This window comes from Nocardiopsis sp. YSL2, from assembly GCF_030555055.1.
Taxonomy (GTDB): Bacteria; Actinomycetota; Actinomycetes; order Streptosporangiales; family Streptosporangiaceae; genus Nocardiopsis.
Window position 1 is genome coordinate 3,452,066 of sequence record NZ_JAMOAO010000001.1, and the last position, 13,166, is coordinate 3,465,231.

General features: G+C 66.3%; 24 protein-coding genes. All 24 read left to right on the top strand.

Going from position 1 to position 13,166, the window contains the following annotated elements:
• Window positions 1-228 precede the first annotated feature (228 nt).
• The 24 genes from rpsJ to map all read left to right on the top strand — a co-directional run bounded on the left by rpsJ (window position 229) and on the right by map (window position 13,116).
• Window positions 229-537 (top strand): 30S ribosomal protein S10, encoded by a 309-nt coding sequence (rpsJ, locus tag M1P99_RS15395; RefSeq protein WP_013156110.1) that lies wholly within the window; start codon window positions 229-231, stop codon window positions 535-537.
• A gap of 12 nt (window positions 538-549) precedes the next feature.
• Complete coding sequence (gene rplC / locus M1P99_RS15400) at window positions 550-1,200, top strand: 50S ribosomal protein L3 (protein ID WP_053616296.1); 651 nt, start codon at window positions 550-552, stop codon at window positions 1,198-1,200.
• 3 nt (window positions 1,201-1,203) lie between these two features.
• A complete protein-coding gene (gene rplD / locus M1P99_RS15405) occupies window positions 1,204-1,875 on the top strand; it encodes a 50S ribosomal protein L4 (protein ID WP_304453331.1) in 672 nt (223 codons plus the stop codon).
• On the top strand, window positions 1,872-2,162 hold the full coding sequence (rplW, locus tag M1P99_RS15410; RefSeq protein ID WP_121182385.1) for a 50S ribosomal protein L23: 291 nt from the start codon (window positions 1,872-1,874) through the stop codon (window positions 2,160-2,162). The genes rplD and rplW overlap by 4 nt, the downstream gene beginning before the upstream one ends.
• A 58-nt stretch (window positions 2,163-2,220) precedes the next feature.
• A complete protein-coding gene (gene rplB, locus M1P99_RS15415) occupies window positions 2,221-3,060 on the top strand; it encodes a 50S ribosomal protein L2 (protein WP_304453332.1) in 840 nt (279 codons plus the stop codon).
• Between the two features lie 12 nt (window positions 3,061-3,072).
• Window positions 3,073-3,351 carry a 30S ribosomal protein S19 gene (rpsS, locus tag M1P99_RS15420; protein ID WP_053616300.1) on the top strand — a complete coding sequence of 93 codons (279 nt, stop codon included), beginning with the start codon at window positions 3,073-3,075 and terminating at the stop codon, window positions 3,349-3,351.
• 72 nt (window positions 3,352-3,423) lie between these two features.
• Complete coding sequence (gene rplV, locus M1P99_RS15425; RefSeq protein WP_017598542.1) at window positions 3,424-3,792, top strand: 50S ribosomal protein L22; 369 nt, start codon at window positions 3,424-3,426, stop codon at window positions 3,790-3,792.
• Window positions 3,792-4,595: a 30S ribosomal protein S3 gene (gene rpsC, locus M1P99_RS15430; protein ID WP_304453333.1), complete on the top strand. Its 804-nt coding sequence runs from the start codon at window positions 3,792-3,794 to the stop codon at window positions 4,593-4,595. The genes rplV and rpsC overlap by 1 nt, the downstream gene beginning before the upstream one ends.
• 3 nt (window positions 4,596-4,598) lie before the next feature.
• Window positions 4,599-5,012, top strand: coding sequence for a 50S ribosomal protein L16 (rplP, locus tag M1P99_RS15435; RefSeq protein WP_053616302.1), 414 nt, complete (start codon window positions 4,599-4,601; stop codon window positions 5,010-5,012).
• Complete coding sequence (gene rpmC / locus M1P99_RS15440; protein WP_053616303.1) at window positions 5,012-5,266, top strand: 50S ribosomal protein L29; 255 nt, start codon at window positions 5,012-5,014, stop codon at window positions 5,264-5,266. Before rplP ends, rpmC begins: the two co-directional genes overlap by 1 nt.
• Window positions 5,263-5,535, top strand: a complete 273-nt coding sequence (gene rpsQ, locus M1P99_RS15445; protein WP_053616304.1) for a 30S ribosomal protein S17 — start codon at window positions 5,263-5,265, stop codon at window positions 5,533-5,535. The genes rpmC and rpsQ overlap by 4 nt, the downstream gene beginning before the upstream one ends.
• A 106-nt stretch (window positions 5,536-5,641) precedes the next feature.
• Window positions 5,642-6,010, top strand: coding sequence for a 50S ribosomal protein L14 (gene rplN / locus M1P99_RS15450; RefSeq protein WP_053616305.1), 369 nt, complete (start codon window positions 5,642-5,644; stop codon window positions 6,008-6,010).
• 3 nt (window positions 6,011-6,013) lie between these two features.
• Window positions 6,014-6,319 carry a 50S ribosomal protein L24 gene (rplX, locus tag M1P99_RS15455; protein ID WP_121182388.1) on the top strand — a complete coding sequence of 102 codons (306 nt, stop codon included), beginning with the start codon at window positions 6,014-6,016 and terminating at the stop codon, window positions 6,317-6,319.
• Entirely contained in the window at window positions 6,319-6,894 is a 576-nt protein-coding gene (rplE, locus tag M1P99_RS15460; RefSeq protein WP_073700511.1) for a 50S ribosomal protein L5, read from the top strand. The genes rplX and rplE overlap by 1 nt, the downstream gene beginning before the upstream one ends.
• A 13-nt stretch (window positions 6,895-6,907) precedes the next feature.
• Window positions 6,908-7,093 (top strand): type Z 30S ribosomal protein S14, encoded by a 186-nt coding sequence (locus tag M1P99_RS15465; protein ID WP_017573364.1) that lies wholly within the window; start codon window positions 6,908-6,910, stop codon window positions 7,091-7,093.
• 283 nt (window positions 7,094-7,376) lie between these two features.
• A complete protein-coding gene (gene rpsH, locus M1P99_RS15470) occupies window positions 7,377-7,775 on the top strand; it encodes a 30S ribosomal protein S8 (RefSeq protein ID WP_053616308.1) in 399 nt (132 codons plus the stop codon).
• A 17-nt stretch (window positions 7,776-7,792) separates the two neighbouring features.
• Window positions 7,793-8,329, top strand: a complete 537-nt coding sequence (gene rplF, locus M1P99_RS15475; protein ID WP_304453334.1) for a 50S ribosomal protein L6 — start codon at window positions 7,793-7,795, stop codon at window positions 8,327-8,329.
• 2 nt (window positions 8,330-8,331) lie between these two features.
• Window positions 8,332-8,712, top strand: coding sequence for a 50S ribosomal protein L18 (rplR, locus tag M1P99_RS15480; protein WP_053616310.1), 381 nt, complete (start codon window positions 8,332-8,334; stop codon window positions 8,710-8,712).
• Window positions 8,713-8,761: 49 nt separating this feature from the next.
• Window positions 8,762-9,364, top strand: coding sequence for a 30S ribosomal protein S5 (gene rpsE, locus M1P99_RS15485; protein WP_053616311.1), 603 nt, complete (start codon window positions 8,762-8,764; stop codon window positions 9,362-9,364).
• A 2-nt stretch (window positions 9,365-9,366) separates the two neighbouring features.
• Complete coding sequence (rpmD, locus tag M1P99_RS15490) at window positions 9,367-9,552, top strand: 50S ribosomal protein L30 (protein WP_304453335.1); 186 nt, start codon at window positions 9,367-9,369, stop codon at window positions 9,550-9,552.
• Entirely contained in the window at window positions 9,549-10,013 is a 465-nt protein-coding gene (gene rplO, locus M1P99_RS15495; protein ID WP_304453336.1) for a 50S ribosomal protein L15, read from the top strand. Before rpmD ends, rplO begins: the two co-directional genes overlap by 4 nt.
• Before the next feature lie 284 nt (window positions 10,014-10,297).
• The gene (gene secY / locus M1P99_RS15500) at window positions 10,298-11,626 is read left to right on the top strand and encodes a preprotein translocase subunit SecY (protein WP_304453337.1); all 1,329 of its coding nucleotides are present in this window, start codon (window positions 10,298-10,300) and stop codon (window positions 11,624-11,626) included.
• Entirely contained in the window at window positions 11,627-12,292 is a 666-nt protein-coding gene (locus M1P99_RS15505; RefSeq protein WP_304453338.1) for an adenylate kinase, read from the top strand.
• Window positions 12,292-13,116: a type I methionyl aminopeptidase gene (gene map / locus M1P99_RS15510; RefSeq protein WP_304453339.1), complete on the top strand. Its 825-nt coding sequence runs from the start codon at window positions 12,292-12,294 to the stop codon at window positions 13,114-13,116. Before M1P99_RS15505 ends, map begins: the two co-directional genes overlap by 1 nt.
• Window positions 13,117-13,166 lie beyond the last annotated feature (50 nt).

A 13,166-nucleotide genomic window follows, 5' to 3' on the forward strand; every position in this document is an offset into this window, starting at 1 on the left:
CCCTCATGGAGCCGCCCCGGCGTGGTGGGCGGGCCGTGTCCCGCACGGCCCGCCCCCACACACTCAAGACGTCATCGGGCTCTGTGACGGTGACGCACCGCAGGGGCAAGCCCTGTTGCGGTTTCTCAAGGAAATAGGGGCTCACGGCACACGGCGGATTCCGTCGGGCCTGGGGCGTCTGTGACCGGACACCGTTACGGACACTGAAGCGAAGGACGAACAGGCCATATGGCGGGACAGAAGATCCGCATTCGGCTAAAGGCCTATGACCACGAGGTCATCGACAGCTCGGCGCGCAAGATCGTTGAGACTGTGACGCGAACTGGCGCACAGGTCGCGGGCCCGGTGCCGCTGCCGACGGAGAAGAACGTTTACTGCGTCATCCGATCGCCGCACAAGTACAAGGACTCGCGCGAGCACTTCGAGATGCGCACCCACAAGCGGCTGATCGACATCATCGACCCCACGCCGAAGACGGTCGACTCGCTCATGCGACTCGACCTCCCGGCCGGCGTTGACATCGAGATCAAGCTTTAAGGACGCACAGACATGGCCACCAAGCAGATCAAGGGAGTTCTGGGCGAGAAGCTCGGCATGACCCAGGTCTTCGACGACGCGGGCAAGATGGTGCCCGTGACGGTTCTGAAGGCCGGTCCGTGCGTCGTCAGCCGCATCCGGACTCCCGACACCGACGGATACTCCGCTGTCCAGATCGGTTACGGGCAGATCAACCCGCGCAAGGTCAACAAGCCGCTCGGCGACTACCTGCGCAAGAACGAGTTGACCCCGCGCCGTCACTACGTCGAGGTCCGCACGACCGACGCCACCGAGTACACGCTCGGCCAGGAGGTCACCGCGGACAGCTTCGAGATCGGCGAGAAGGTCGACGTCACGGGCAAGAGCAAGGGCAAGGGCTTCGCCGGTGTGATGAAGCGCCACGGTTTCCGTGGTCTGTCCGCATCGCACGGCACGCAGCGCAAGCACCGCTCGCCCGGTTCCATCGGCGGCTGCGCCACACCCGGCCGCGTTTTCAAGGGCATGCGGATGGCCGGGCGCATGGGCAACGTGCGCAAGACCATCCAGAACCTGACCGTGCACTCCGTCGACGCGGAGAAGGGCCTCATCCTGGTCAAGGGTGCTGTGCCCGGTCCCAACGGCGGTCTGGTGCTTGTCCGTACCGCTGTGAAGGGGGACAAGTAAGCCATGGCCCAGATCGAGGTCAAGAACCCCGAGGGCGGCGCCAAGGGCAGCGTCGAGCTGCCGGAGAGCGTCTTCGCCCAGAAGGTCAGCATTCCGCTGATCCATCAGGTCGTGAACGGTCAGATGGCCGCCGGCCGCCAGGGCACGCACGCCACCAAGACCCGCGGTGACGTCCGCGGCGGTGGCAAGAAGCCCTACCGCCAGAAGGGCACCGGCCGGGCCCGTCAGGGCTCGATCCGCGCCCCGCAGTACACCGGTGGTGGAACCGTCCACGGTCCCCAGCCGCGTGACTACAGCCAGCGGACCCCGAAGAAGATGAAGGCCGCCGCCCTGCGCGGAGCCCTCTCCGACCGGGCCAACCACGGCCGTATCCACGTCGTCAGCCACTTCGTGGCCGAGGACGCGGTCGGCAAGCTCACGCAGACCGCTCTCAAGGCGCTGCGTCAGGTGACCGAGTCCGACAAGGTCCTGGTCGTCCTGGCCCGCGAGGACGAGCACAACCGGCGCGCCCTGCGCAACCTCGGCGAGGTGCACATCCTCGACGCGGACCAGGTGAACACCTACGACGTCCTGTACTCGGACGACGTGGTCTTCACCGAGGCGGGCTACGCCGAGTTCCTGGCCCACGCGGCCGGCACCTCCAAGGCCGCTGAGTCCGAGGAGGACGACCAGTGAGGATCGCTGACCACCGCGACATCATCGTCGAGCCGGTGATCTCCGAGAAGAGCTACGGGCTCATGGACGCGAACAAGTACACGTTCATCGTCCGCCCCGACGCCAACAAGACGCAGATCAAGATCGCCATCGAGAAGATCTTCGAAGTGAAGGTCACCTCGGTGAACACGATCAACCGCAAGGGCAAGCGCAAGCGCACCCGCTTCGGTTACGGGAAGCGTCCCGACACCAAGCGCGCGATCGTCAGCGTCGCCGAAGGCGACCGGATCGACATCTTCGGTGTCTGACCTTTCTCGGGTCTGACCGCTACACACCAAGCAATACGTAAAGGAATGCGCGAAGAAGATGGGCATTCGTAAGTACAAGCCGACGACGCCGGGTCGTCGCGGTTCGAGCGTGAGCGACTTCGTCGAGATCACGCGCTCCGAGCCGGAGAAGTCCCTGGTGCGTCCGCTCCACTCCAAGGGTGGGCGTAACGGCCACGGCCGGATCACGGCTCGCCACCAGGGTGGCGGCCACAAGCGCGCCTACCGCGTGATCGACTTCCGTCGCCACGACAAGGACGGCGTTCCGGCCAAGGTCGCTCACATCGAGTACGACCCCAACCGCACCGCTCGCATCGCCTTGCTGCACTACGTGGACGGTGAGAAGCGCTACATTCTGGCGCCCGCCGGCCTCAAGCAGGGGGACCGGGTCGAGAACGGCCCGCAGTCCGACATCAAGCCGGGCAACTGCCTCCCGCTGCGCAACATCCCCACGGGTACGTTCGTGCACGCGGTCGAGCTGAAGCCGGGCGGCGGTGCCAAGCTGGGCCGTTCCGCCGGGTCCCAGATTCAGCTGCTCGCCAAGGAGGGCCGTTACGCCACGCTGCGTATGCCCTCCGGCGAGATGCGCATGGTGGAGATCTCCTGCCGCGCGACCGTTGGACAGGTCGGCAACGCCGAGCAGTCCAACATCAACTGGGGCAAGGCCGGCCGCTCGCGGTGGAAGGGCAAGCGCCCGACCGTCCGCGGTGTGGTCATGAACCCGGTCGACCACCCGCACGGTGGTGGTGAGGGCAAGACCTCCGGTGGTCGCCACCCGGTCAGCCCCTGGGGCAAGAAGGAAGGCCGGACCCGGACCAAGGGCAAGGCCAGCGACAAGCTGATCGTGCGGCGTCGGCGTAGCGGTAAGAAGAAGCGGTAAGGAGCACGTCTGATGCCACGTAGCCTTAAGAAGGGTCCCTTCGTCGACGACCACCTCATCAAGAAGGTGGAAGTCCAGAACGAGAAGGGGACCAAGAACGTCATCAAGACGTGGTCCCGGCGGTCCATGATCGTCCCGGAGATGATCGGTCACACGATCGCCGTCCACGATGGCCGCAAGCACGTTCCCGTGTTCGTGTCCGAGTCGATGGTCGGCCACAAGCTCGGCGAGTTCGCTCCCACGCGTACTTTCCGTAGCCACGTCAAGGAAGACCGCCGTAGCCGCCGTTAGCGGTTGCAGCAGGAGTAAGAACCATTTCTCCACGGTGAGTGGGGATGAATTTCCGTGAGCGAGGGAAAAGCGATGGGAACGAGGGCACAGGCACGGTTCGTCCGTGTTACGCCCCGGAAGGCCCGCCGGGTGGTGGACCTTATTCGCGGGTTGCCCGCTGACGAGGCACAGGCGGTGCTCCGGTTCGCGCCCCAGTCGGCGAGCGAGCCTGTTGGCAAGGTACTGGCTAGTGCTATCGCCAACGCTGAGCACAACGACAAGCTGGACCGCGAGACGCTGGTGGTCGAGCGCGCGTGGGTGGACGAAGGTCCGACCCTCAAGCGCATTCGTCCGCGAGGCTTCGGCCGCGCTTTCCGGGTGACCAAGCGCACCAGCCACATCACCGTGGTGGTCGCTGAGAACTCGGGCGCCTCGTCCAAGACGAAGGAAAGGACCCGATAGTGGGGCAGAAGGTAAACCCGCACGGGTTCCGCCTCGGCATCACCACCGACTTCAAGAGTCGCTGGTACGCGGACAAGTCCTACAAGGACTATGTCAAGGAAGACGTGGCGATCCGTCGGATGCTGACCCGTGGCATGGAGCGCGCGGGCATCTCCAAGGTCGAGATCGAGCGCACCCGTGACCGTGTTCGCGTGGACGTCTACACCGCCCGGCCGGGCATCGTCATCGGCCGCCGCGGCGTGGAGGCCGACCGCATCCGGACGGATCTCGAGAAGCTGACCGGCAAGCAGGTCCAGCTGAACGTCTTCGAGGTGAAGAACCCCGAGATCGACGCGCAGCTCGTCGCCCAGGGCGTCGCCGAGCAGCTGAGCAGCCGCGTGGCGTTCCGCCGCGCGATGCGCAAGGCGATGCAGAGCGCGATGAAGAGCGGTGCCAAGGGCATCCGTATCCAGTGCGGTGGCCGCCTGGGCGGGGCTGAGATGTCCCGCTCGGAGTTCTACCGCGAGGGCCGGGTCCCGCTGCACACGCTGCGCGCCGACATCGACTACGGCTTCTTCGAGGCCCGTACGACGTTCGGTCGCATCGGCGTGAAGGTGTGGATCTACAAGGGCGACGCTCCCGCGACCCGCGCCGAGCGCGAGGCGGCCCAGGCCGCCCAGCGTTCCGCCGGCGGCGGTGGCGGCGGCCAGCGTCGTGAGCGCCCGCAGCGGCGTCGTCGCGGCGGTGCCGCTCCCGGTGGCGCCCAGCAGCAGGGAGCCGAGGCCAAGGCCCCGGCCGAGTCCGCGAAGACCGAGGGGAGCTGAGCCGTGCTTATTCCTCGTAAGGTCAAGTACCGCAAGCAGCACCACCCGGACCTGCGCGGCAAGGCCAAGGGCGGCACGTCGGTCAACTTCGGCGAGTTCGGCATCCAGGCTCTGGAGTCGGCCTACGTCACCAACCGGCAGATCGAGTCCGCTCGTATCGCCATGACCCGGCACATCAAGCGTGGCGGCAAGGTGTGGATCAACATCTTCCCGGACCGTCCGCTGACCAAGAAGCCGGCCGAGGTCCGCATGGGTTCCGGTAAGGGCTCGCCCGAGTGGTGGGTCGCCCCGGTCAAGCCCGGCCGTGTGATGTTCGAGCTGTCGGGCGTGCCCGAGGCCGTGGCGAAGGAAGCCATGCGCCGTGCGATGCACAAGCTCCCGATGAAGTGCAAGTTTGTTAAGCGGGAGGGGGAGTGATGGCGAAGTCCGTGACTGCCCAGGAGCTGCGTGACCAGTCCGTCGAGGACCTGGTCGCCAAGCTCAAGGAAGCGAAGACCGAGCTCTTCAACCTCCGCTTCCAGGCCGCCACAGGCCAGCTCGACAACCACAGCCGGCTGCGTACCGTCAAGCGAGAGATCGCGCGGATCTACACGATCCTCCGGGAGCACGAGCTGGGCATCGTCCCGCTGTCTGGTGAGTCGGCTGAGGAGACGAAGGAAGCAGCCGAATGAGTGAGAACCAGACCGCGACCCGCAACTACCGCAAGGTGCGCGAGGGCTACGTCGTCAGCGACAAGATGGACAAGACCGTCGTCGTCGAGGTCGAAGACCGCATCAAGCACGCCATGTACGGCAAGGTCATCCGTCGGACGACCAAGTACAAGGCGCACGACGAGGCGAACTCCTGTGGCGTCGGTGACCGGGTCCGTTTGATGGAGACCCGGCCGCTTTCCGCGACGAAGCGTTGGCGCGTCGTGGAGATCCTGGAGAAGGCTAAGTAACCCCAGCCTGTGGTGGCGGCCGGCACACGTTGTCGGCCGCCGCCGCGAGGGGTGAGACCACCTAGCCGTGCGGCAGTGGACCGCACGCATCACATCAGGAGCAGACGTGATTCAGCAGGAGTCGCGACTCAAGGTCGCCGACAACACGGGTGCCAGGGAGATCCTGACCATCCGTGTACTCGGTGGCTCGGGTCGGCGCTACGCCGGGATCGGCGACACGATCGTCGCCACGGTGAAGGACGCCCAGCCTGGCGCTGCAGTCAAGAAGGGCGACGTCGTCAAGGCCGTTGTCGTGCGCACCGTCAAGGAGCGCCGCCGGCCCGACGGCTCCTACATCCGCTTCGATGAGAACGCTGCCGTGCTCATCAAGGACGGTGGGGACCCGCGAGGCACCCGCATCTTCGGCCCGGTGGGCCGTGAGCTGCGTGACAAGAAGTACATGCGCATTATTTCGCTGGCGCCGGAGGTGCTGTAGGCGATGAAGATCAAATCTGGCGACGAGGTTATCGTCATCGCCGGCAAGGACAAGGGTGCCACCGGCAAGGTCGTCAAGGCCCTGCCGAGGGAGGACCGTGTCGTCGTCGAGGGCGTCAACCTGGTCAAGAAGCACAGGAAGGCCAACCCGGCGGGCGGCCAGCAGGGCGAGGTCGTCACCAAGGAGGCCCCCATCCACGTGAGCAACGTTGCGCTCGCGGAGGACGGCAAGGCGTCGCGGGTGGGCTACCGCTTCGAGGAAGACGGAACCAAGGTTCGGGTCTCCCGCCGCACCGGTAAGGACATCTGATGACGGTTACCAACGACATCACGGCCCCTCCGATGCCGAGGCTGAAGGAGAAGTACCGTAACGAGATCGTCGCTGCTCTCAAGGAAGAGCACGACATCGCCAACATCATGCAGGTCCCCGGTCTGACGAAGATCGTGGTCAACATGGGTGTCGGCGAGGCGGCTCGTGACGCGAAGCTCATCCAGGGCGCGGTCGCCGACCTGTCGGCGATCACCGGGCAGAAGCCGAAGATCAACCGTGCCAAGAACTCCATCGCGCAGTTCAAGCTGCGCGAGGGACAGCCGATCGGCGCCAGCGTCACGCTGCGCGGCGACCGGATGTGGGAGTTCCTGGACCGGCTGCTCTCGCTGGCCCTGCCCCGGATCCGGGACTTCCGCGGACTCTCCCCGAAGCAGTTCGACGGGAACGGGAACTACACCTTCGGTCTGACCGAGCAGGTCATGTTCCACGAGGTGGACCCGGACAAGGTCGACCGGCAGCGTGGGATGGACATCACGGTTGTCACCACGGCCACGACCGACGACCAGGGCCGCAGCCTGCTCAAGCGGCTCGGTTTCCCGTTCAAGGAAGCCTGAGGGGTAAGCACACATGGCTAAGAAGTCCCTGATCGCGAAGGCGCAGCGGAAGCCGAAGTTCGGCGTTCGTGCGTATACTCGATGCTCTCGGTGCGGCCGTCCGCGCGCCGTCTTCCGGAAGTTCGGCCTGTGCCGTATCTGCTTCCGCGAGATGGCTCACCGCGGCGAGCTGCCCGGTATCACCAAGTCGAGCTGGTAGTTTCCGGCGGGGCCGACCGTGCGCTCCTCCCTCTGGGAGGGCTCCACGAGGTCGGCCCCCCGAAGCGCCACTGCTTGGTCGCTTCACTGCAGTGACCGTGACCGCACCAGGCGGCCGCGGTCCGGCAACATCCAACCATCAGGGCACGGTAGTCCCGCGAGGGACCGCGGTGCCCACGACCGCGCCGTAGGTCCGTTTGTGCACCTCCAGGGGAGACCCGCAGGAGGGCAGGCTCTGGGAAAGCCCGCACTCGGAAACCGCGGTGAGGAAGGGCCAATCGGCCATGACGATGACCGACCCGATCGCAGACATGCTGACTCGTCTGCGTAACGCGAACTCGGCTTACCACGACACCGTGACGATGCCGTTTTCCAAGATCAAGGCGCACATCGCCGAGATCCTCCAGCAGGAGGGCTTCATTCAGGGCTGGCGGACCGAGGAGGCCCCCGTGGGCAAGAGCCTCGTCCTCGAACTGAAGTACGGCCCCACCCGTGAGCGTTCGATCGCGGGCATCCGACGGGTCTCCAAGCCCGGTCTGCGGGTGTACGCCAAGAAGGAGAACCTGCCGCGGGTGCTGGGTGGCCTCGGCGTGGCGATCATTTCGACGTCCGGTGGCCTGATGACGAACAAGCAGGCCAAGAAGCGTGGCGTTGGCGGCGAAGTTCTCGCCTACGTCTGGTAACAGGGAGAGATTGAAGCATGTCGCGAATCGGTCGACTGCCGATCTCGGCCCCCAAGGGCGTCGAAGTCACGATTAACGGGCAAGACGTCACTGTCAAGGGGCCGAAAGGCGAACTGAAGCACACCGTCGCCGAGCCGATCACCGTCTCCAAGGACGGCGAGATCATCTCGGTGGCGCGTCCCGACGACAAGCCGGAGAACCGCTCGCTGCACGGTCTGACCCGTGCGCTGCTCGCGAACCTCATCGAGGGCGTCTCCAACGGCTACACCAAGACGCTGGAGATCCACGGCGTGGGTTACCGCGTCCAGGCCCGCGGCGCCAACCTGGAGTTCTCGCTGGGCTACAGCCACCCCGTGGTGATCGAGCCTCCGCAGGGCATCAGCTTCCGCGTTGAGAAGCCGACGATCCTCCACGTCGAGGGCATCGACAAGCAGCTGGTGGGCCAGGTGGCCGCGAACATCCGCGGGCTGCGCAAGCCTGACCCGTACAAGGCCAAGGGCGTGCGGTACAAGGGTGAGCACATCCGCCGCAAGGCCGGAAAGGCTGGTAAGTAGGCATGGGTATCACCGTGAGCCGCAAGCGGACCGCCAAGCGCGCCACTTCCCGTGCGCGCCGCCAGTTCCGCGTCCGCAAGCGGATCCAGGGCACCGCCGAGCGTCCCCGCCTGGCCGTGTTCCGCTCCTCCAAGCACATCGTCGTCCAGGTCATCGACGACTCCCGGGGCCACACGCTGGCCGCGGCCTCCACCGTTGAGGCCGACGTGCGCGGCGTGGACGGCACCAAGTCGGACAAGTCCGTCAAGGTCGGCCAGCTCATCGCCCAGCGTGCCAAGGACGCCGGCGTCTCCGCGGTCGTGTTCGACCGCGGTGGCTTCCAGTACTCCGGCCGTATTGCCAAGCTCGCCGATGCGGCGCGCGAGGGCGGACTGGAGTTCTAGGGATGACCTTCGTACTGGACAAGATCAACCACGAGAAGAGGAACCACTGATGGCTGCAGCACCGCGGCGCGGCGCCGGTGGCGAGCGGCGTGATCGCCGTGACGATCGCCGCGGCGGCGCCGCAGACAAGGGTGTCTCCTACATCGAGAAGGTCGTGACCATCAACCGGGTCGCGAAGGTCGTCAAGGGCGGCCGTCGCTTCTCCTTCACCGCTCTGGTCGTCGTCGGTGACGGCAACGGCATGGTCGGTGTCGGTTACGGCAAGGCCAAGGAGGTCCCGGCCGCGATCGCCAAGGGTGTCGAGGAGGCGAAGAAGAACTTCTTCCGCGTCCCCCGCATCCAGGGCACGATCGTGCACCAGGTCCAGGGCGAGGACGCCGCCGGCGTCGTCATGCTCCGTCCGGCCGCTCCGGGTACCGGTGTGATCGCCGGCGGCCCCGTGCGCGCCGTCCTTGAGTGCGCCGGCATCCACGACGTGCTGAGCAAGTCGCTCGGCTCGTCCAACCCGCTGAACATCGTGCACGCCACGGTCGCGGCTCTCAAGGGCATCAACCAGCCCGAGGAGATCGCCGCCCGTCGTGGCCTGCCGATCGAGGACGTTGCCCCGGCCGCCATGCTCCGTGCTCGCGCTGAGGCGAAGGCAGGAGCCTGACCATGGCCAAGCTCAAGATCACGCAGACCCGCTCCAAGATCGGCGGCAAGGAGAAGCAGCGCGCTGCCCTCCAGACCCTCGGTCTGGGCCGGATCGGCAAGTCCACCGTCCGTGAGGACCGCCCCGAGGTTCGTGGACAGATCACGATCGTCTCGCACCTCGTGTCCGTCGAGGAGGTTGCCGAATGAGCGACTACAACCCCGACGAGCTGCTCAAGCTGCACCACCTGCGGCCCGCTCCGGGCGCCAACAAGTCCAAGGTCCGCAAGGGCCGCGGCGAGGCGTCCAAGGGCAAGACCGCCGGTCGCGGCACCAAGGGCACGAAGGCTCGTAACACCGTGCGTCCCGGCTTCGAGGGCGGGCAGATGCCCCTCATCCGCCGGGTGCCGAAGCTCAAGGGCTTCAGCAACGCGCGCTTCAAGAAGCACTACCAGGTCGTCAACCTGGACCGGCTCAGCGAGCTGTACCCCGAGGGTGGCGAGGTCACCGTCGAGGGCCTGGTCGCCAAGGGCGCCGTTCGCAAGAACGAGCTCGTCAAGGTGCTGGGTACCGGTGAGATCACCGTCGCCGTGCAGGTGAGCGCGAACGCGTTCTCCTCCTCGGCGAAGGAGAAGATCGCTGCTGCCGGTGGCTCCGTCACCGAGCTGTAGGGGATCATCCCCGCGATGAGCGACTGGGGGCGTCCGCCCGGTGGGTCCGAGAACGACCAGCCGGCGGGCGCCCTCGCGCGTTGTGAGCGATGATCGTTATGGCTCACGTACGCACGACCGGCGTGATGGCTGTTACAGTGCCATCTGTTTGGGCTCCCCGCTTGACGTAAAGTGAAAACTTCCGAGCACTGGGCAATGGGCCCCGTGCTGACGTTCTACGACGATTCAGGATCGGCCGCGATGTCTGGAACCCGTTCCGCCGCCGAAGCCGCGCAGGAGGAGACGTGCTAGGTGCGTTCGTTCGTGCATTCCGCACGCCCGACCTGCGCAACAAGCTGCTGTTCACACTGTTCATCCTGACGATCTTCCGTCTGGGGTCGGTGATCCCCGCGCCGGGAATCGACTCCGCGGCGATCCGGGACCAGATGGAGGCCATCACCGCGGCGGACGAGTCCGGGGTGTACGCGCTGGTGAACCTCTTCAGCGGCGGCGCGCTTCTGCAATTGGCGGTGTTCGCGCTCGGGGTCATGCCCTACATCACCGCGAGCATCATCATCAACCTCCTCACGGTGGTGATCCCCCGGCTGGAGGCCCTCAAGAAGGAGGGCCAGTCCGGCCAGACCAAGATCACCCAGTACACCCGCTACCTGACGCTGATGCTCGCGGTCCTGCAGTCGACCAGCATCGTCGCCATGGCCCGGACGGGCGCGCTGTTCCAGGGCTCCATCCCGGTCAGTACCTACCTCCCCAACCAGGACATCCTCACCCTGGTCACGATCGTGGTCGTCATGACCGCCGGTACCGCCATCATCATGTGGTTCGGCGAGCTGATCACGGAGCGCGGCGTCGGCAACGGCATGTCGCTGCTCATCTTCACCACGGTCATCTCGAGCTTCCCGGCCATGATCATGGGCCTGTACCAGGAGCGCTCGGTCTGGATCTTCACCATCATCTGCATCGCCGCACTGGTGCTCGTCACCGCGGTGGTCTTCATGGAGCAGGCCCAGCGCCGCATCCCGGTGCAGTACGCCAAGCGCATGGTGGGACGCCGGATGTACGGCGGCAGCTCCACCTACATCCCGCTCAAGGTCAACCAGGCGGGCATCATCCCCGTGATCTTCGCCTCCTCGCTGCTGTACCTTCCGCAGCTGGTCGTGGGGCTGATCGGGCAGGACTCCACCAACCCGGTCGTGACCTTCATCCAGACCTACTTCAGCACGGGCACAGGTATCCACCCGGTGTACATGGTGACGTTCTTCGCCATGATCGTCGGGTTCGCGTTCTTCTACGTGTCGATTACCTTCAACCCCGATGAGGTCTCCGACAACATGAAGAAGTACGGTGGGTTCATCCCGGGGATCCGGCCGGGGCGTCCGACCGCGGAGTACCTCGACTACGTGTTGAAGCGGCTGACGACTCCCGGTTCCATCTACCTGGGTGTGATCGCGCTCCTTCCGATGGTCGCTCTCGGTGCCAGCGGCGCCGGCGGTGCCGGCATGGGCATCGCGATGCAAGGAACGAGCCTCCTGATCATGGTCGGTGTCGGGCTGGACACGGTGAAGCAGATCGAGAGTCACCTCCAGCAGAGGAACTACGAAGGTTTTCTGCGATAAATGCGTGCAGTATTGGTGGGGCCGCCTGGGGCCGGAAAAGGCACCCAGGCCCAGATCCTCGCGTCGGAGCTGTCGATCCCGAAGGTGTCCACCGGTGACATCTTCCGGGCCAACGTCAGCGGTGGTACGGAGCTCGGCAAGAAGGCCAAGGAGTTCATGGACCGTGGCGACCTCGTTCCCGACGAGGTCACGAACGCCATGGTCAAGGACCGCCTGGCACAGGACGACGCGGCCGACGGGTTCCTGCTCGACGGGTTCCCGCGCAACGTTCCCCAGGCCGAGACCCTCAAGGGCATGCTCGCCGACCTCGAAGGGCGCCTGGACGTCGTCCTGGAGCTGAGGGTCGACGAGGACGAGGTCGTCAAGCGCCTGTCCGGGCGCCGCTCCTGCCCGGAGTGCGGCCGCGTCTACCACGTCGAGTACGACGCCCCCAGGACGGCGGGCGTGTGCGACGACGACGGCGCTCGGCTGTACCAGCGGGAGGACGACCGCGAGGAGACCATCAGGCACCGCCTGAAGGTCTACCGCGAGCAGACCGCTCCGCTGGTGGAGTTCTACGAGCGCGAGGGACTCCTGGCCACCATCGCGGCCACGGGTCCCGTGGAGCAGGTCACGGACCGGGCCAAGGCCGCCATCGCGGAGAAGGCCGACGGGACCGGCGTCTGATGTTTCGGAAGGCGGAGCCGGACGTGCAGATCAAGACGCCGGAACAGATCGCCAAGATGAGGGCGTCGGGCCAGATCGTGGCCCGCGCCCTGGACACCCTCCGGGCCGCGGTGCGGCCCGGGGTGTCCACCCTCGAACTCGACTCGGTCGCGGAGAAGGTCATCCGCGACGCGGGGGCCGTGCCGTCCTTCAAGGGCTACCACGGCTTCCCCGGGTCCATCTGCGCGTCGGTCAACGAGGAGGTCGTCCACGGCATCCCCAGCGCCGAGCGCGTGCTGGCCGAGGGCGACATCATCTCCATCGACTGCGGGGCCGTCCTGGACGGCTGGCACGGCGACTCGGCGATCACCGTCGCGGTCGGCGAGGGCCGTTCCGAGGACCTGGCGATGATGGAGACCTGCGAGGAGTCCATGTGGCAGGGGATCGCGCAGATGCGGCCGGGCGGACGCCTGGGTGACATCGGTCACGCGATCGCGGGCCACATCAGCAAGCACGGCGGCTACGGCAACGTGCGCGAGTACGGCGGCCACGGCATCGGCACCGAGATGCACATGGACCCGCACGTTCTCAACCACGGCAAGCGCGGCAGGGGCGTCCGGCTGGTCGAGGGCATGTGCCTGGCGATCGAGCCGATGACCACGCTGGGCAGGCCGAACGTCGTCGAACTGGACGACGGCTGGACCGTGGTCACGCGCGACGGCCGACGGGCCGCCCACTTCGAGCACTCCGTGGCCATCACCGCGCAGGGGCCGCTCGTCCTGACCGCGCGCGAGTCCGATCGCGATAAAATCACACAGATGGGTTTCGTCCAGCCGACCTGGTAGCGGACCCGGCCCTACGCGCCTCGCGCGCAGGACGCCACCACGAACGGTCG